The 18,271-nt window shown below is 50.5% G+C and carries 18 protein-coding genes, 1 tRNA gene and 1 pseudogene; 13 read left to right on the top strand and 7 right to left on the bottom strand.

The features are described 5' to 3' along the window. Positions 1 to 92: 92 nt before the first annotated feature. Together I2H39_RS24085 and I2H39_RS24080 are read left to right on the top strand one after the other, a co-directional pair. Positions 93 to 659 (top strand): RNA polymerase sigma factor, encoded by a 567-nt coding sequence (locus I2H39_RS24085; protein ID WP_195627698.1) that lies wholly within the window; start codon positions 93 to 95, stop codon positions 657 to 659. Further along, on the top strand, positions 656 to 1,453 hold the full coding sequence (locus I2H39_RS24080; RefSeq protein WP_138306374.1) for a hypothetical protein: 798 nt from the start codon (positions 656 to 658) through the stop codon (positions 1,451 to 1,453). The genes I2H39_RS24085 and I2H39_RS24080 overlap by 4 nt, the downstream gene beginning before the upstream one ends. A gap of 107 nt (positions 1,454 to 1,560) precedes the next feature. On the opposite strand, the gene I2H39_RS24075 is transcribed toward I2H39_RS24080, so the two are convergent. The 5 genes from I2H39_RS24075 to pflB form a co-directional block, all read right to left on the bottom strand. Continuing rightward, positions 1,561 to 2,277 carry a gamma-glutamyl-gamma-aminobutyrate hydrolase family protein gene (locus I2H39_RS24075; RefSeq protein ID WP_195627697.1) on the bottom strand — a complete coding sequence of 239 codons (717 nt, stop codon included), beginning with the start codon at positions 2,275 to 2,277 and terminating at the stop codon, positions 1,561 to 1,563. Between the two features lie 96 nt (positions 2,278 to 2,373). Beyond that, complete coding sequence (locus I2H39_RS24070) at positions 2,374 to 2,544, bottom strand: 4Fe-4S binding protein (protein WP_195627696.1); 171 nt, start codon at positions 2,542 to 2,544, stop codon at positions 2,374 to 2,376. A 108-nt stretch (positions 2,545 to 2,652) separates the two neighbouring features. Next, positions 2,653 to 3,405, bottom strand: a complete 753-nt coding sequence (pflA, locus tag I2H39_RS24065) for a pyruvate formate-lyase-activating protein (RefSeq protein WP_195627695.1) — start codon at positions 3,403 to 3,405, stop codon at positions 2,653 to 2,655. 163 nt (positions 3,406 to 3,568) lie between these two features. Then, positions 3,569 to 3,823, bottom strand: coding sequence for an autonomous glycyl radical cofactor GrcA3 (gene grcA3, locus I2H39_RS24060; RefSeq protein WP_279232796.1), 255 nt, complete (start codon positions 3,821 to 3,823; stop codon positions 3,569 to 3,571). A 37-nt stretch (positions 3,824 to 3,860) separates the two neighbouring features. Further along, entirely contained in the window at positions 3,861 to 5,969 is a 2,109-nt protein-coding gene (gene pflB, locus I2H39_RS24055; protein WP_138306378.1) for a formate C-acetyltransferase, read from the bottom strand. 338 nt (positions 5,970 to 6,307) lie between these two features. Between pflB and I2H39_RS24050 the strand changes: the two genes are divergently transcribed. The 4 genes from I2H39_RS24050 to I2H39_RS24035 all read left to right on the top strand — a co-directional run bounded on the left by I2H39_RS24050 (position 6,308) and on the right by I2H39_RS24035 (position 9,535). Next, positions 6,308 to 6,514, top strand: a complete 207-nt coding sequence (locus tag I2H39_RS24050) for a DUF1858 domain-containing protein (protein WP_347563790.1) — start codon at positions 6,308 to 6,310, stop codon at positions 6,512 to 6,514. Positions 6,515 to 6,705: 191 nt separating this feature from the next. Next, positions 6,706 to 7,773 carry a mannonate dehydratase gene (gene uxuA / locus I2H39_RS24045; protein ID WP_138306380.1) on the top strand — a complete coding sequence of 356 codons (1,068 nt, stop codon included), beginning with the start codon at positions 6,706 to 6,708 and terminating at the stop codon, positions 7,771 to 7,773. Positions 7,774 to 7,777: 4 nt separating this feature from the next. After that, positions 7,778 to 8,812 carry a 3-dehydro-L-gulonate 2-dehydrogenase gene (yiaK, locus tag I2H39_RS24040; protein ID WP_240305734.1) on the top strand — a complete coding sequence of 345 codons (1,035 nt, stop codon included), beginning with the start codon at positions 7,778 to 7,780 and terminating at the stop codon, positions 8,810 to 8,812. A gap of 39 nt (positions 8,813 to 8,851) precedes the next feature. Continuing rightward, the gene (locus tag I2H39_RS24035; protein WP_138306382.1) at positions 8,852 to 9,535 is read left to right on the top strand and encodes a GntR family transcriptional regulator; all 684 of its coding nucleotides are present in this window, start codon (positions 8,852 to 8,854) and stop codon (positions 9,533 to 9,535) included. A gap of 60 nt (positions 9,536 to 9,595) precedes the next feature. Here the strand turns inward: I2H39_RS24035 and I2H39_RS24030 are convergent, their stop codons facing one another. Beyond that, positions 9,596 to 10,345: an adaptor protein MecA gene (locus tag I2H39_RS24030; RefSeq protein ID WP_195627694.1), complete on the bottom strand. Its 750-nt coding sequence runs from the start codon at positions 10,343 to 10,345 to the stop codon at positions 9,596 to 9,598. Positions 10,346 to 10,611: 266 nt separating this feature from the next. Here I2H39_RS24030 and I2H39_RS24025 point away from each other — a divergent pair, with 266 nt between their 5' ends. The 6 genes from I2H39_RS24025 to I2H39_RS24000 all read left to right on the top strand — a co-directional run bounded on the left by I2H39_RS24025 (position 10,612) and on the right by I2H39_RS24000 (position 17,262). Next, entirely contained in the window at positions 10,612 to 12,159 is a 1,548-nt protein-coding gene (locus tag I2H39_RS24025) for a serine/threonine-protein kinase (RefSeq protein WP_227147404.1), read from the top strand. Next, positions 12,060 to 12,686 carry a hypothetical protein gene (locus I2H39_RS24020; protein ID WP_227147406.1) on the top strand — a complete coding sequence of 209 codons (627 nt, stop codon included), beginning with the start codon at positions 12,060 to 12,062 and terminating at the stop codon, positions 12,684 to 12,686. Before I2H39_RS24025 ends, I2H39_RS24020 begins: the two co-directional genes overlap by 100 nt. 104 nt (positions 12,687 to 12,790) lie before the next feature. Next, positions 12,791 to 13,063 (top strand): hypothetical protein, encoded by a 273-nt coding sequence (locus tag I2H39_RS24015; protein ID WP_138306384.1) that lies wholly within the window; start codon positions 12,791 to 12,793, stop codon positions 13,061 to 13,063. Between the two features lie 235 nt (positions 13,064 to 13,298). After that, a complete protein-coding gene (locus tag I2H39_RS24010; RefSeq protein WP_195627693.1) occupies positions 13,299 to 14,981 on the top strand; it encodes a glycosyl hydrolase family 18 protein in 1,683 nt (560 codons plus the stop codon). Between the two features lie 28 nt (positions 14,982 to 15,009). After that, entirely contained in the window at positions 15,010 to 16,482 is a 1,473-nt protein-coding gene (locus tag I2H39_RS24005) for a metallophosphoesterase (RefSeq protein ID WP_138306386.1), read from the top strand. Positions 16,483 to 16,548: 66 nt separating this feature from the next. After that, positions 16,549 to 17,262, top strand: coding sequence for an N-acetylmuramoyl-L-alanine amidase (locus I2H39_RS24000; RefSeq protein WP_138306387.1), 714 nt, complete (start codon positions 16,549 to 16,551; stop codon positions 17,260 to 17,262). Positions 17,263 to 17,449: 187 nt separating this feature from the next. On the opposite strand, the gene I2H39_RS23995 is transcribed toward I2H39_RS24000, so the two are convergent. After that, a tRNA-Gly gene (locus tag I2H39_RS23995) sits at positions 17,450 to 17,521 on the bottom strand. Positions 17,522 to 17,933: 412 nt separating this feature from the next. Here I2H39_RS23995 and I2H39_RS23990 point away from each other — a divergent pair. Further along, a pseudogene (locus I2H39_RS23990) lies at positions 17,934 to 18,271 on the top strand (transposase); the annotation flags it as partial.

Below are 18,271 nucleotides of genomic sequence, written 5' to 3'. Positions count from 1 at the left end.
CTTCTGGCAGTTAAGCCAAAAGGGATATATAATGGTTCCATATAAGCAGATGGTTCCAAATAAGCAGCGGACGATGGAAGGAGCGGATGGACATGGAGCAGGAGACAGCAGGTCTGGTACGCCGTATGGCGGAAGGAGACAGCCAGGCATTTGACCGGTTGATGGAGCATTATTATTCCAAACTGCTGCGCGTGGCATATCTCATATCCGGAAGTCATGCAGACAGTGAGGATATTGTGCAGGAAACCTTTGTGCTGTGCTGGACGAACCGAAAGAAAATCAAAGAACCGGAGTATTTTGGGAACTGGCTTTATAAGACCCTTACCAGGGAAGCCTGGAGGTTTTGCAGGAAAAACAGGAAGGAACAGCCGGTGGAAGAGGTATTTGGGACGGAAGAGCCTGAAACAGCCTCTGTGCTGGAGGAAGTCATGATGCGCTCCCGGGAAAAGGAGCTCTATGAAGCCATAAGGAATCTTCCGGTGAAACAGAGAACAGCCGTAGTCCTGTACTATTTTAACCAGATGTCCACCAGAGAGATTGCGGGTATCATGGGCTGTATGGAGGGAACCGTTAAGTCCAGGCTGTATACGGCCAGGACGAATTTAAAACAGGAGCTGACGGAAGAAAACAAGAGGGTAGGAAGGGAGGTAACCTTATGAACAGACAAGACGGACCGGTGACACAAAAGGAACTGGAAGAGCAGATAAGCCGTACTCTTTGCAGCCGGGCAGAGTCCATACAGGTGACTTCCGCAGATACAGAGAGGATGCGGCGCTCTGTTCACCGGAAAATAGAGGAGGAATCAGGAATGAAGAAATGGAATATGAAGCGGGTATTTGTGGTGGCGGCAGCCATCTGCGTACTGGGTACCATAACAGCGGTTGCTGCCGGAAAGGCGGCATATACAAGCAGCGGAGGCAGTCATCTGGATGATTTTACCTATGATAAGCTGGGGGAGATGGAGACAAAGCTGGGCTTTGCCACCAAGGCCCCTGAGACGTTCGGCAACGGGTACCGGTTTGAACTGGGCATGCCCACCCATGATGAGGCCCATGATGAGGACGGAAATGTGATAAAGTCCACGGAAAGCTTTTCCCTGCAGTACAAAAAGGGCGGAAGCCCGGATATATTTGTCAGTGTACAGGGCTCAGGCTTGTATGAGGAGGAAGGCCGGCCGCACCAGACATTTGACCACAACGGGATTACCCTGAACTACACCAGGGACCAGTACCGTTTTGTTCCCCCGGATTATCAGGTTTCCGAGGAGGAAAAGGCAAGAGAGGCGGCAGGAGAACTCTATATATCATACGGAAGCGATAAGGTGGAGGATAAGGCTGCCCAGAGCATGGTATGGAAGGACGGGGAAAGGGTTTATATCATAACAACCATGGATAATCCCATAACAGCAGAAGAGATGGCTCAGATGGCCGCGGAATTGATAGACAATGAGTAGGTGCGGATAACCAGACAGAAAAGCAGATTAGTAAATGGCCCGGCGTGATTCAGGAAGCATTCCATATCCTGAATCGCGCCGGGCCTTTGCCGGGTCAGCCGTTTCTTTTATTTCCGGCAGGCATCCACAAAGTGTTTGAATATATTGGCGGATACCGCGTCGGTCTGCCACATATACTCGGGGTGCCACTGCAGGGCCAGGAGATAAGGATAATCCGGCATCTCCAGAGCTTCAATAATACCGTCGGGCGCATGGCCGCTGGCTATGAGACAGGGGGCAATTCTGCGCACTGCCTGGTGGTGGGAGCTGTTTACCGCGATTTCCGGTTTCCCTTCTGCGATTTCGTACAGCAGTGTATCCCGGCGCACATTCACATGGTGGGAAGGCAGGCTGCAGGAATAGGGCTGCTTATGGGCAATGGGAAAACCGGTTTCGGCCTGGCTGGGAATGTCCTGGTAGATGTCGCCGCCCAGTCCCACATTAATCATCTGGGCTCCGCGGCAGATTCCCAGCACCGGCTTGCCGGCCTCCATGGCAATCTTCAGAAGGGAGAGTTCCATGGTATCCCGGGCCATGGACACATTGCCGCAGTGCATGTGTGTTTCCTCCTTCAGGAGAAAGGGATGAATGTCCGGACCGCCGGAAAAGAGAAAGCCGTCGCACAGCCCTGACAGCTGTTTTAAGTCTTCCTCCGGCGCCTCCAGGGGAAGAAGGACGGACAGGCCTCCTGCCGCTTCAATGGCCCGCAGGTAAGTGGGGCGCACGCTTATGTCGTCGTTTTCTGTATTATGGGAAGGGGTTATGCCGATTACTGGTTTATTCATGGTATTTGGATTCCTCCATGTGTTCTGTGAATAATATATGCTGAATATACGAAAAGAGCCCCTTCCGTCAGGAAGAGGCCCTTATGTAATACTACATTAGCCTTCGGAAATAGCTCCGGTTGGGCAGGTAGCTGCACAGGTTCCGCAGTCGATACAGGTATCCGGGTCGATAACGTACTGGCTGTCTCCCTCAGAAATAGCGCTGACTGGACATTCGCCAGCACAGCTGCCGCAGCTTACACAAGCATCACTAATTACATATGCCATGATAAAATACCTCCTTAATATTTGTCTACATTGTTATTTTATTTTATACTATAACGTCTAATTATTCAAGAGGAAAATCGTTCCTATGCCCGCTAATATTGTATAAATTTAGGAGCAATGGGCCCTTTCATCGCGCATTCCCCGGAGAATGATTTTGCGGGCCTCTGCAGCTTTTGCAGGAGGCAGGGGCGCCGTATCCTCTAAGGGGTAGGGGATTCCCATCTGGCTGTACTTAGCTTTTCCCATGTCGTGATAGGGCAGCACATCCAGCGCCTTTATATTTTTAAGCGTGCCGAGATAGCGTCCCAGGCGGTACAGATATTCCTCCCGGTCCGTGATGCCGGGAACCACCACATGGCGAATCCAGACAGGTATCTGCTTCTTTTCCAGGTATCCGGCAAAGGCCAGTATGTTGTCCTGGGGCTGGGCGCAGAGCTTTACATGTTCCTCCGGGTCAATATGCTTGATATCCAGGAGAACCAGGTCCGTGGAGGCCAGAAGGCGGTCAAAAAGTGCCATAACTGCCTGCGAACCGGGGTTGAACGTAATACCTGAGGTATCCAGACAGGTGTGGATTCCTTTTTGCCTGGCCTTCTCAAAAAGCTCTGTCACAAAACCAATCTGCATCAGGGGTTCGCCGCCGCTGACCGTGATGCCGCCTTTTTTATAGAAGGGGCGGGCCTGCTCGTACTGGTTTAATATATCGTCCGCCAGCATGGGCGTTCCTCCCTTGGGGTCCCATGTATCGGGATTATGACAGTAGAGGCATTTCATGGGGCAGCCGCTTAAAAAGATTACCATGCGGATACCGGGGCCGTCCACGGTGCCAAAGCTTTCTATGGAATGTACACGTCCAACCATAAGGCTGCGCTCCTTTCTGAAAACCACAACATGTCATGCAGTGCGGACCAGCCGCGGGTAAAGATATTTAAAATAAGGAAAATGATAAAAGGAAACATGGATGCCGCCCCAGCCGGAAGTGCTTCCTGTTAAGACGGCATCCGGAGTAATTGTCAGACAGGGCTTAGATGGAGCCGTGGAAGGTCCTTGAAATGACCTCGTCCTGCTGCGCTTTTGTCAGCTTGTTAAAGTTTACCGCATAGCCGGATACCCTGACTGTGAGCTGGGGATATTTTTCAGGATGGGCCTGTGCATCCAGAAGGGTTTCCTTGCTGAATACATTTACATTCAGATGGTGTCCGCCTTCCTGGGCATAGCCGTCTAACAGGGCCACCAGGTTATCAATCTGTGATTCGCTTGCTTTTACCATAACATTAATCCTCGCTTTCTCAAGAAAATGGTTTATATGCTGTTAATCAGGATTCCTCGATGTCGGCCTCGGAGTCCAGTCCCTCAAAGAGGGTGGGCGCTTCGCAGCCGCCTCCGCAGCCGTTCAGCTCTACTTCCAGGTCGCCCATGAAAATCTGGTCATCCTTGCCCAGAGCGCCGGGAATGATGGAGAAGGTATTGGAGATACCGTCCTGCGCATCCCTGAATGGAAGCTTTGCCACAGAGGCCAGGGATGCAACCGCCCCATGGCTGTCCCTGTGGTGCATTGGGTTGGCCCCCGGTGCAAATGGCTGGCCGGCCTTCCGGCCGTCCGGGGTCGCGCCTGTGTTATTTCCATATACCACATTGGAGGTAATGGTAAGGATAGAGGTGGTGGGAATGCCGCCGCGGTAGGTGTGGTTTCCCTTTATATAGCTCATGAAGGTGTGTACCAGGTCTGCTGCCAGCTGGTCTACCCTGTCATCGTTATTTCCATATTTAGGGAAGTCTCCCTCCACAATATAGTCGGTCACAATGCCCTGTTCATTGCGGACAACCCTGACCCTGGCATACTTAATGGCGGACAGGGAGTCTGCCACAACGGAAAGGCCTGCGATGCCGGTTGCGAACCAGCGGGTCACCTTCTTGTCATGGAGCGCCATCTGAAGCCTTTCATAGCAGTATTTATCGTGATTGTAGTGGATGATGTTCAGGGCATTGACATATACCTTGGCCAGCCACTTCATCATATCTTTGTATTTGTCCATTACATCGTCAAAATCCAGATATTCCGTGGTTACGGGGCGGTACTTGGGGCCTACCTGCTTGCCGCTGATTTCATCCACCCCGCCGTTGATGGCGTAGAGCAGGCACTTGGCCAGGTTGGCCCTGGCGCCGAAGAACTGCATTTCCTTGCCGATGCGCATGCTGGATACACAGCAGGCAATGGCATAATCATCGCCATGGGTTACCCTCATCAAATCATCGTTCTCATACTGGATGGAGGAGGACTCAATGGAAGTCTTGGCACAGAACCGCTTAAAGTTCTCAGGAAGCTTTGTGGACCAGAGTACGGTCAGGTTCGGCTCAGGGGCAGTGCCCAGGTTCTGAAGGGTGTGCAGATAACGGAAGGACATCTTGGTCACCATGTGGCGTCCGTCGATTCCGATACCTCCGATGGATTCCGTAACCCATGTGGGGTCCCCGGAGAACAGCTCGTTGTATTCCGGCGTCCTGGCAAATTTTACAAGACGCAGCTTCATAATAAAGTGGTCTACAAATTCCTGAATCTCTTTCTCCGTATAACGTCCTTCCGCCAGGTCGCGCTCAGCGTAGATATCCAGAAAGGTGGAGGTGCGTCCCAGGGACATGGCGGCGCCGTTCTGCTCCTTGACAGCAGCCAGGTAGCCCAGGTAGGTCCACTGTATGGCCTCCTTCACATCGGAAGCCGGCTTTGAAATGTCAAAACCATAGATACGTCCCAGCTCCTTCAGGTCTTCCAGGGCTCGAATCTGCTCAGACAGCTCCTCGCGCTCCCTGATAACATCCGAATACATGATGGTGCGCGTGGAATCCTTTTCTTCCTTTTTTTCCTGAATCAGGGCGTCCACACCGTAAAGGGCAATCCTGCGGTAGTCTCCGATGATGCGTCCGCGTCCATAGGCATCCGGCAGCCCTGTGATGATATGGCTGGAACGGCAGGCCCTCATTTCAGGGGTGTATGCATCAAACACACCGGCATTGTGGGTCTTCCTGTGCTTCATAAAGAATTCCACAATCTCAGGGTCAACCTCATAACCGTTATCCTGGCAGGCCTTCATGGCCATGCGGATACCTCCGTAAGGCTGAAGGGAACGCTTAAAGGGTTTGTCGGTCTGAAAGCCTACAATGGTTTCCTTGTCCTTATTCAAATATCCCGGGCCGTGGGAGGTAATGGTGGAAATGATTTTTGTATCCATATCCAGGACTCCGCCGGCTTCCTGTTCTTTTTTTGACAGTTCCATGACCTGGTCCCACAGCTCTGTGGTATTCTGGGTAGGACCTTCCAGAAACTCATCGTTTCCGTCATAGGGGGTATAGTTTTTCTGTATGAAATCGCGTACATTGATTTCCCGCTGCCATACACCGCCTTTAAATGTGTTCCACTCTGTTCTCATAGATTTTTCCTCCTGTGAAATGCGTGAACCTTTATATAAAAACTATTGTTAACCAATTGTTTCACAGCCATACCGGTCTTACCGGACATCCATAGTCTACTAAAAAAACAGGATTTGTGCTGTTGCTTTTGCAACACTTATTATATTATGCACATTGTATACACGTCAAGAGGGCTTAGTGATAATATTTTTTAACAAGCCTTGATAATTATGGTTAATATGAAAAATATGTATGTCCAGGTTGGACTTGTAAAATGTCGAAAAACGTATTATGATGGTAGAAGCGTGGTAGACCGATAAATTGGGTATACTGATAGCAGAAATATAAGGAGGACACGATAATGGAAATTAGTAAAGACATGCTCATCGGACAGTTAATCCATGTAGATGACAGTATTGCTCCAATCCTGATGCGTGCCGGAATGCATTGCCTTGGCTGACCGGCATCCCAAGGAGAGTCTCTGGAAGAGGCCTGTATGGTACACGGTATTGACTGTGATACACTTGTTTCCCAGATTAACGAAATTCTGGCAGCAAAAGCCTGATGAATATCTGAAACAGTGATTGGAGGAACCTGGCTCAGGGGATATGTGACTGAGCCGGGTTCTTTTTATATTCTATGGTATTGACAGATTGTCTGGGAAATAGTAATATATTAGTATATTAAGATATTTATTTCCGCATAAACGGAAAAACACAAAAGCACTGCACATACAGTTCAAGGAGGAAATTAGTTATGGATATGACATTGCGTTGGTTCGGTGAGGGCGTGGATTCTGTATCTCTGGAGCAAATCAGGCAGATACCGGGTGTGAAGGGCGTGGTTACCACCCTGTATGACATTCCGGCCGGGGAGGTCTGGCCCATGGAGCGCATCCTTCAGATGAAGGAACAGGTGGAGTCCAGGGGATTAAAGGTTCTGGGGATTGAGAGTGTCAATATCCACGATGCAATCAAGGTGGGCACCCCTGACAGGGAGCAGTACATTGCCAACTACATTACTACCCTGGAGCGTCTGGGCCAGGCTGATATCCATGTGGTGTGCTATAATTTCATGCCGGTCTTTGACTGGACCCGTTCCGACCTGGCTAAGGAGCGCCCGGACGGCTCCACGGTGCTGGCTTACAGTCAGAAGGAGATTGACAGGATTGACCCTGAGAACATGTTCCAGTCCATGGGAGAAAAGTCCAATGGATTTGAGCTGCCTGGATGGGAGCCGGAGCGCATGGCCCGCATTAAGGAACTGTTTGACATGTATAAGGATGTGGATGAGGACCGCCTTTTTGACAACCTGGTGTATTTCCTGAAGGCAATCCAGCCTGTATGCGAGAAGTATGATATCAGGATGGCCATTCACCCGGATGACCCAGCGTGGCCCGTGTTTGGACTGGCCAGAATTATTACCGGCAAGGAGCAGCTCCTTAAGCTGATGAAGGCCGTGGATGCAGCCTTTAACGGCGTCACTCTGTGCACTGGCTCCCTGGGAAGCAATCCGGAAAACGACATTCCGGATATCATCCGGTCCTTAAAAGGAAGGATTCCCTTTGCACATGTGCGCAATCTGCAGTATAATGCTCCTGGAGATTTCCAGGAAGCTGCCCATCTCTCAGAAGACGGCAGCATGGATATGTATGAGATAATGAAAGCGCTGTATGACATTGGTTTTGACGGAATCATGCGCCCTGACCACGGAAGGGCTATTTGGGGAGAGGTGTCCATGCCGGGATACGGCCTTTACGACAGGGCCCTGGGAGCATGCTACTTAAATGGTTTGTGGGAGGCCATCCGGAAGCAGAACCGCTAGGACGATGCAGCAGGAAGGGATGGGTGCGGTGAGATTAACCTTTGATGAAATTAAGAGTGAGATAAAGAGGGTGCTGGTCAAATACGGGATGTCTGAGGAAAAGGCGGAGATATGCGCCCGCATACACACGGAGACTACCTATGACGGGGTATATTCTCATGGCACCAACCGGGTGGCCAGGTTTGTGAACTACATTAAGAAAGGCTGGGTGGATGTAAATGCCGTGCCATCCCTGGAGCGGGAATTCGGCGCACTCAGGGTTTACAATGGAAACATGGGCCCCGGCATCCTGAACGCCCTTTACTGCGCGGACCGGGCCATGGAGCTGGCGGACCAGTTTGGCATCGGCATGGTGGGAATCCGCAATACCACTCACTGGATGCGGGGAGGCACCTATGGGCTGTACGCCGCCAGAAAGGGGTATGCGGCAATCATGTGGACCAATACGGAGTCCTGTATGCCCCCGTGGGGCGGAAAGGAATGCCGTCTGGGCAACAATCCCTTTGTCATGGCTGTGCCGTCTGCTGGCGGGGGAGAACCTCTCCAGCTGGACATGGCAATGTCCCAGTACTCCTACGGAAAGCTGCAGGTTACGCGGCTGGCCGGGGAAAAGCTGCCGTATCCCGGAGGGTTTGATGAAGAAGGCAAGCTGACGGACGACCCGGGCGCCATTGAGAAGTCCCGCCGTGTGCTTCCTGTGGGGTACTGGAAGGGTTCGGCCTTTTCCTTCATGCTGGATATCCTGGGCTCCGTGCTCACGGACGGCATGGGCGCTGCCGGTATGGACGAGAAAGGCTGCGGCAGCTGCGGCGGCTGTTCCCAGGTCATGATTGTGGTGAATCCGGGCAGGACCACCACGGATGCCCATATGAAGGAAATCATGGATACGGCGGTCCGGTACGTAAAAAGCTCGGCTCCGTCAGAGGAAGGCGGCAGTGTCAGGGCGCCGGGCCAGGGCAGCGCCCGGTTCCATGAGGAGCATGACAGGCTGGGGATTTACGTGGACGATGAGGTCTGGAAGGAGATACAGTCCCTGTAGGTCTTCAGGACTGAGGACTGGTATTAGGAGGTTTTACCCATGAAGATAGAGGAAAAGAGACATGGAGAGACTGCCAGACAGTATGCATACCGGACCCTGAGGGAGAACATTATTTCACTGGAGCTGGAACCGGGAGCGCCTTTTAACGATGTGGAGATGTCGCAGATGATAGGCATCAGCCGCACCCCTGTGCGGGAGGCAGTCATACAGCTCAGTGAGGAATCCAGAATCATTGAAATATTCCCTCAGAGAGGTATGCGCATTGCGCTGATTGATGTGGAGCTGGTGGAGGAGGCGCGTTTTCTCCGTCTGGTACTGGAAAAGGCAGCTGTTGAGCTGGTCTGCCAGCAGGCGGATGAGGAGGACCTGCGGTGGCTGGATGAGAACATCAGACTTCAGGAATTTTATCTGGAGGGAGGCTCATCCCGGAAACTTTTGGAGCTGGACAATGAGATGCACCGGAAGCTGTTTTCCATCTGCCGGAAGGAGCTGACCTATGAGATGTGCCAGAGGCTGGCGATTCACTATGACAGAATCCGCAGCCTGTCCGTGGCAACGGTAAAGGACCATAAGATAATAGAGGACCATAAGAAACTGCTGGAGGCAATACGGCGCCGGGATAAAAATCAGGCGGCGGAGACAATGGACCTCCACCTGAACCGGTGGATGATGAATGAGCAGATGTTCAGAAGCCAGTACCCGGCATATTTTAAGGCAATATAATACCCCTGCGGTCCGCCTGGCCGCAGGGGTGTTTTAACTGTATCCATCTATATATGCAGGCTAGATTTTTGCAAGATTCTGAAGGGCATTATCCTGAATCATGACCTCATAGTGTTCCCTGAAATAGGCTTCACTGGCTGCTTCACCTGACAGCTTGGTGGCATATTCCGCCAATATGTTGCATACCCGGGAGAAATCCAGGTCGCCGCAGTCCAGGCGTTTTACAATCAGATAGTACTGTCTGGTGCCGGGCTTCTTATACAGGGTGTTGACACCGTTATAGATTCCCCATACGGCCCTGGACGCTTCGCTGATGCGGTCCAGACTGTTGAAACGGAAAATGCGGCTGCTGGCAACAGCGCCGATATTTTTCTTGGCAGGGGTTTCAGGGGACCTGTCCGTGCTGTCCTCATCTCCAACCTGTTCCACGGAGCCGGGCTCCAGGTAATTCAGGGAATCCGGTGCGCCCTCCAGGAACTCACTGGCTAACTGCGACACAAGAGAATTCTGGTTGTCGTCTGTGAAAGGTGAGAACTTGGCAAAACGGGTATCCAGTTCTTCCGGGTCTTCAATTTTGGTGATGACCAGCATAATGCTTTCGCTGGACAGCGGAATCGCCTCAACCATGAGCGGAATATCCTCCGCTTCAAAGCCGACCTCATTGGAGGCTTTCTGAATCATCTCCCGAAACAGCTTTCTGGCCTTTTCTGTTCCATAGGCCAGTTCAACCAGGTTAATATTGCGCGCGCTTAAATCAAAGCTGGTCAATGTACAGCGAATCTGGTTATCATTGATACGTTCTATCTTCATAGAATCACTTCCTGTTCTGTGTCAAATGTGGTGGCATCTGCTTTGGACCAGGGTGTTTTTGGGTACTTCAGGCCGAAAGTAGACTTCTACACTTTAAATATACTACATTACAGGTGGAAATATCAATCATTTCATAAAAATTTAAAAAATATCAGCCCGCAGGATGCTTTTAAGTTGTATAAATGACATACGGAAAGCCATGGAAGATATAACGACCATAGACAGGTGACATAAAAAAGGGTAAAATTGGAATATGAGATGATATTGTGACAAAGGAGGGGTGGATAAGGAATACCATTTTATTTGGCAAATACCGTCTGCTGCGCAAACTGGGAACCGGACGGACAGGAACCGTATGGCTGGCAGAGCACATTGGCCTGGAGGAATACAGGGCCATTAAGCGCATCTCCAGGAGTGATGCCGACTATGACACCTTCCAAAGGGAAGCATTGGTGTTAAAAGAACTGCGTCATCCGGGGATTCCCATGATTTATGACTTAGAAGAAGATTCCGAATTTTTTTATTTAATCGAGGAGTATCTTGAAGGATATTCTCTATATGCCCTGATTGCAAGTCAGGGTCCTATTCAAGAGGCAGAGGCAGCCCGTTATGGGATGCAGGTCTGCGGGCTTGTGGCTTACATGCACTCTGCATGTGAAATACCCATATTACATTTAGACTTACAACCTAACAATCTGATTATCTGCAACGGCACTGTAAAGCTGATTGATTTTGATCATGCTGCAGGCAGCCGGCGGGCAAACATTGCCTCAAAGCGATTCGGTACGGCGGGATGCGCGGCCCCTGAACAGTATGCTTCTGACCGTTTGTTGGACCAAAGGACCGACATTTATGCCATTGGTGCAGTCCTCCGTTTTATGACAGCGGGAACCCTGAGGGAGGGGACCGGACAGCCTGCCGGACGGTCGGATGCGTTTGAGCGGATTATCAGAACATGTATGGAACCCAATATGGAGAAACGGTACGCTTCCGCCAAGGAGGTGGAGACAGCCCTCCGGGCGCTGTGTACCAGGGAACTGACAGTAGAAAAGAAACACAAGGCGATACCATCTCATATTTTGATACTGACCGGAATGAAGGCTGGTACAGGCACCACGCATTTGGCCCTGGGGCTGGTACATTTCCTGAACAGGCACGGGTACCGGGCTCTTTATGAGGAGCATAACGATTCGCAGGCAGTGGCCGCCATGGCCGGGAGGACAGGTATGCGCCCGGACTGCTTTGGAATCTATGCCATGAACGGCTGTTTCTTAAGGCCGCGGTACGGACCTTGCGTGAAGCTGGATGAAGGGACAGGATTTGACGTCATAGTAAAAGACTATGGAACGGACTGGCAGCAGGCGGAACTGGAATTAAAGGCGTCAAAGGCGGATTTATTAGGGACAGGCAGCGCCGGTATCTGGGAGGGGCCGTACATCCGGCATTACATAACCTGGATGAACCGGGTTTGGGCCGGCCGGTGCGGCGGAAACCGCGGTTTTATAATGCGCGGAACGCGGACCGTATGCCAAAAGGAATTAAGGGCCGCGGCCAAATCAGACAGGGCCCTAAAAGGAATAAAGCTGTTTGTCTCGCCGGATTATGGAAATCCTTTCCGGCAGAAACGGGAAGAAGAGGCTTTCTTTCAGTCGCTCTGGTCTGCCGTGACCGGCAGCGGCAGGGAACAGGGCGGAGCAAGAGGCTGGTTAGAGAGATGGGATTTTCTAAAAGAAATCTTTTTAAACACAGCCGCGAACCTGCAAAAGGGTGCAGGGTCATCGGAATCACAGGGACAGGACGGGGAACCGGGGTGACCCATCTCTGCATCCTGACGGCCAATTATATGGCCAGTGCCCTGCAGCGCAGGACTGCGGTGATTGAGTGGAATGACCACGGCGGATGGAAAACCATGAAGGATATATGCCGGAGTCATATCGGAAAGCAGGCAGATTCTGCGGATTACAGATACAAGATTTTCGGGGTTACATATTATATGCAGGGAGGCCCCCGCGTGCTGGCGTCCTGCCTGGACGGAACCTATGATGAAATCATAATTGATTTTGGGGAATTAAGACCGTCCATCCGGGCGGAGTGGCTCAGATGCGAAGTGAGGATTATCATGGCTGCGCTGAGTGAGTGGAAACTGGAGGCATTTTTGGAGCTTTTATCAGAGGAGGAAGGACCCAGGACAGGGTGGATATATACGGCTGCCTTTGGCAGTGAGGACACCAGAAAACAGATAGAGAGACGGTTTGGGATTTCTTTGGTCAGGGTTCCTCTTTCAGTAGATGCATTTTCAGTGGATTACGCCGCCATGCAGTGGTTTGAGAGAATTTTGTGAAGAAAAAAGAGACAGAGGGAACCGGCGCGCAAGCGTATGTCACGGAAACAACTCCTTGGTGCCGCCGGCCGGCTGTCCCGTGGTAATGGGGAGGACTTATCAGTATGATAAGAAGTGCCGAATATGGAGACCGGAAGAAACATCAGAGAACCTATCTGGACGGATTGAAGAGATACAAGAACAAAGGGGTTCGGATAACCATTGACGGAGTCGAGTGCCCGGAAAAGGAATGGGAGAAGATATTCGAGATGGGAGAAGACGGGGGCTTTTACATGGGCGACTATGTGGGCGCCGAGCAGGGCTGTCTGAAGGAAATCAGATTTGACAAAGTGTATCTCAGTGACCCTCCCAAAGAGAAAAAAAGCCAGGATTCATAAACAAGGCAGATAACAAAAGCAGATAACAAAAGCAGATAATAAAAGCAGACAACAAAAGCCCGGCCCATGCGCGGCCAAGAGTACCGTCTCAGCCTGTGCAGCCAAAGCAGGCAGCGCATACCGGGCTTTTGTTCCTGTTTCCTCCTTAATGACTGTAAATTGTAAGCAATTAATTGGTACATACACTCTATTTTGTGGTAGAATAAATACAATCATTAGGAAACTGGAGGACAGGATGAGCAGAAGAAGAAAAGGTCACGGCTGCGGAATCACGGTGCTGGTTCTGCTGTTCATATTTATCCTGGCAGGCGGTGGTCTGGGATTGCTTTTTGCCAGGAAATACATGCCCAGCAGTGAGTTGGCGGATAAGAGCAGGATATTTGGGATTAAGGGCAGTCAGGTGGCCCTTATTTTGGATAACCAGGTGCAGGAGGCCAAGGGAATCTATGAGGATGGCCAGGTGTACCTGCCGGTGGATTGGGTGAATGAATATCTGAACCAGCGTTTCTACTGGGACGAGGGCGAAAAACTGCTTGTGTACGCACTGCCCGATTCCATTGTATATGCGGACGAGAGTACGCAGGGCGAAAAGGGCCCTCTCTTTAAGGTTACAGATAGTGGGATGTATCTGTCCCTGGGCGTTGTGGTGAATTATACGGATATCCGTACGCAGGCTTTTGCCACAAGCCAGATTAAGAGGGTGTTCATCGACACCTCCTGGCAGCCCTATGACACAGCCGTACTGAAAAAGGCAGGCCAGGTAAGGGTGAAGGGCGGCGTCAAGAGCCAGATTATCACAGAGGCAGCTGCCGGGGAGACGGTGGATGTGCTGGAGACTCTGGAAAAGTGGTCCAGAGTCAGGACCTCGGATGGTTATATCGGATATGTGGAGAACCGGAAACTGGAGCCGGGAGAGCAGGTTGCGCCTGTCAGCACCTTTGAGGCGCCTGTGTATACCAGCATTTCCATGGATGGCAAGGTGAGGCTGGGATTCCATCAGGTCACGCGGCAGGAGGGAAACAGCACCCTTGAGGACTATGCCTCCGATGCCAAAGGGATGAATGTGATTGTGCCCACCTGGTTCAATGTGGTGTCCAGTGATGGAACCTATACGTCGCTGGCCAGTAAGGATTATGTGGATAAGGCCCACGATATGGGACTGAAGGTGTGGGCCATGGTTGAGAATGTAAGTACAGAGGAAAGTGTCAAGAACCTTAACACAAAGACCCTGATGTCCTCCACCAGCACCAGAAAAAAGCTCATTGAAAAACTGATGAATGAGGCGGATACCTACGGCTTTGACGGCTTCAATCTGGATTTTGAGAGCCTGAAGGCAGAGGCAGGACCCCACTATGTCCAGTTTATACGGGAAATGTCGGTTGCCTGCCGCAATAAAGGACTTGTACTGTCTGTGGACAACTATGTACCTTCTTCCTACACCGCGTTTTATAACAGGAAGGAGCAGGGAATCGTGGCTGATTATGTGATTGTTATGGGATATGACGAACACTATGCAGGGGGAGAAGCAGGCTCCGTGTCTTCCATTCCCTATGTGAGGGAGGGGATTGAGAATACCCTGAAGGAGGTCCCGAAGGAAAAGGTTATCAATGCAGTCCCCTTCTATACCAGGGTATGGACTGTGAATGAGGGAAAGACCTCGTCCAAGGCATACGGCATATCAGATGCCAGGAAGTGGGTGGAGGAGAACCAGGTGGAGCTTACATGGGATAAGCTCTTGGGGCAGTATTACGGTGAGACGGTGAGCGGAAGCGGCCAGCAGTATATATGGATGGAGGAAGAAGACTCCATGAAGCTTAAGATTGACCTGATTAATGAGTTTGACCTGGCAGGGGTTGCCTGCTGGAAACTGGGATTTGAGCCAGCGGACATATGGGATATCGTGTCTGAGGTTAAATAAACGAAATGGGTGACACCGGAGGAAGGAAATGAGAGGAAGAGCAAGGATAACGGGAATCATGACAGCGGTCATAATGGCCGGAGTCATGGCGGGGTGCAGCGTACAGACTGGAAAACAGGCGGACGCCACCGCCGGAAAACAGCAGACAAAGGAAACGGTACAGGAAAAAGTTCAGGAAACAGAGCTGCAAAAGCCCACCCATCCTGCGCCCTCAGAGATACAGCCTTTTCCGGATGTTGAGAAGGAGACAAAAGCAGAACCGCTGATTGGAGGAAAACGCATCATCCTTATGACGGATATACATTATCTGGCGGAATCCCTGACAGACCAGGGGGATATGTTCCGGTCCATGGTGGAGCACGGCGACGGAAAACTGACCAATTACGTATGGGAGATAACCGATGCAGCCCTGGAGGAAATCAAGCTTCTGAGCCCGGATGTCCTGATTATCAGCGGGGACTTAAGTCTTCAGGGGGAAAAGAAAAGCCATGAGGAGCTGGCGGAAAAGCTGGATGAAGTGGAGAAGGCCGGTATCACGGTGGTAGTCATACCGGGCAACCATGACATTAACAATCCCAGCGCCTCGGTGTATTCCGGAGGAGACCGGTATCCGGCAGAGCCTACCACGCCCGAGGATTTTGAACGCATCTATAAGGAGTTCGGATACTCAGAGGCCAGCAGCAGGGATACGGATTCCCTCAGCTACACCTATGACCTGGGACCCTCCATGCGCCTTCTCATGCTGGATACCTGTCAGTATGAACCCCGCAACAAGGTCGGGGGAATGATAAAGACAGAGACATATGAGTGGATAAAGAAGCAGCTTGAGCAGGCTGACCAGGACAGCGTGATTCTTCTGCCTGTGGCTCATCACAACCTGCTGGAAGAGAGCAAGGTATATGCGGATGACTGCACCATTGAGCACAGTGAGGAGCTGATACAGATGCTGGAAGGGGACAATATCCCTCTGTTTCTCAGCGGACACCTGCATGTGCAGCATTTTATGAGGAATAATGATATCGGCATCTATGAGGTGGTAACCAGCTCCCTGTCCACGCCTCCCTGCCAGTACGGCGTGCTGGATTATATGGAAGACGAGACATTTTATTACTATACACGCAAGGTAAATATGGAAAAGTGGGCCAGGAAAAACAAGAGCACGGATGAGAACCTGCTGAATTTCAATACATACAGCCCTCCTGTGCTCAAGCAGATATTCTATAACCAGGCCTACGATGCCATGAAGGATTCTGCGGAGGAGGAGACGGGAAGCATATTTGTGAAGCTGACCGAATCAGAGAAGCAGCAGATGGCCAAGGTATACGGGGACCTCAATGCTGCCTGCTACGGAGGCAGGGCATATGAGGTGGTAAAGGAGGCTGTGAAGCAGCCCGGATACGCCATGTGGAAGGAGTACTGCTATCCCAGTATCCTGTATGAATACCTGGAATATATCATAGAGGACGCGGTGCAGGATTATAACGTTCTGAGTATGGAGTAAAATCAGGTTCATTTTCATCAGGCGGGTGAATATACTGGAATAAAGGTTATCAGGGAGCGCCCATTGATGAAGCATTCAGCATGGCAGACAGTGATGGGGATTCTGCTGCTTTGTATCGTGGCACTGATATCATGGCAGGCAGGGACATTGGTGGCTGTCCATAATCAGGCAGCAGAGGCAGACAAGGCAAAGCCAGTGGTGGTTATTGACGCCGGACACGGAGGCAGTGACCCGGGTAAGGTGGGGATAAATGGTCAGCTGGAAAAGGATATTAACCTGAAGATATCAGAGCAGCTGAAAGCATATCTTGAGGCCTCCGACGTAAAGGTGGTCCTCACCAGGGATTCAGACCAGGGGCTGTACAGCTCCGGGGACAGCCATAAGAAGATGGCGGACATGAGAAAACGGTGTGAAATCATAAATGAGGCAGCACCGGATTTGGTGGTAAGCATTCACCAGAACAGCTACCATGAGGAGTATGTATCCGGAGGCCAGGTTTTTTACTATAAGACATCGGAGAAGGGGAAATATCTGGCAGAAATTTTGCAGAAACGCTTCGACTATGTGCTGGGAGAGGCCAACAAGAGGATGGCCAAGGCCAATGACAATTATTATCTCCTGCTTCATGTAAAGGAGCCTATCGTCATAGTGGAATGCGGATTCCTGAGCAATGGAAAGGAAGCCAAACGACTGGAGGATGAGGAATACCAGGACAGGATGGCCTGGACCATACATATGGGAATCATGGAATACCTTAATACCGTAAAACAGAAGAAATAAAGCCAAAGGGGCTGCCGTGGATTTTGATAATCCGGGCAGCCCTTAAAAAATGCCTATTACTGTGGATGGAATTTAAAAAGTGAACGCAAGGGCGCGATGTTAAGGGGGACCTTTCCTGTCTGGAAGGAGGTATGGTATTGGTATAATATTTCAATATGCAGCTTATGCACCTGAAGGCAATAAAAAAAGCGCGAGACGGGATTCGAACCCGCGGCCCCCACCTTGGCAAGGTGGTGCTCCACCCCTGAGCCACTCGCGCATACTAGAATGATATTACTTTGACGTGGTATAGTCTATCATATTTCTGCTGATAAATCAAGAGGTTTTTGCCAGGTTTTTTGGGCCGCTCGTTTGAAACCTGATTAAAATTTATCCGGAAAGGCAGCACATGCAATTCCTGTCTTTCCGGACGGTTCCCCATCTATTTTGTTATCTGGCTGCACTTTTTACCTTTGAGGTGCCTCAATTCTGCTGCAGGTAGCTCCTTCGATGAATGAAGCCCCGTCTTTGGGCTTTAACACCATAATTCTTTAGGGGCAATTCAACACATTATATATTTACAGTCAGCATAGTTGCTGGCTTTTTTCTGTGTTTTAAAAATTTGACTAAATTGTTTTATTTCTCTTTATAAAATGGTGTTATGGTGTTATAATGTATGAGGAGGGATTCTTATGGCTTACTTTTTAAAAAAATCCAATCTTAAGAAGGGGATTTACCTTCAGATTTATGAGAGTTTTTATGACTCTGCAAAAAAGCAGACTGCACACAGGTCCCACGAAGCCATCGGCTATGTAAACGAACTTATGAAGAATGGGATTGAGGATCCGATTGCTTTTTACAGCGAACAGGTTCGCAAACTTAATCAGGAATACCACAAGAATAAACACCAGGAAAAAAAGCGTCAGATATCGGAGGAATCTCCCGAAAAACTTCTGGGCTATTTTCCGTTGAAAAATCTTAACGACGCTCTCTGCTGTAAAAAATATATGGACTTGATGCAGACGGCAAC

It is taken from the genome of Clostridium sp. 1001283B150225_161107_B6, assembly GCF_015556325.1.
GTDB lineage: Bacteria > Bacillota > Clostridia > Lachnospirales > Lachnospiraceae > Enterocloster.
Note: the sequence above shows the minus strand (reverse complement) of the source record. Positions and strands in the feature narration are given on the sequence as shown.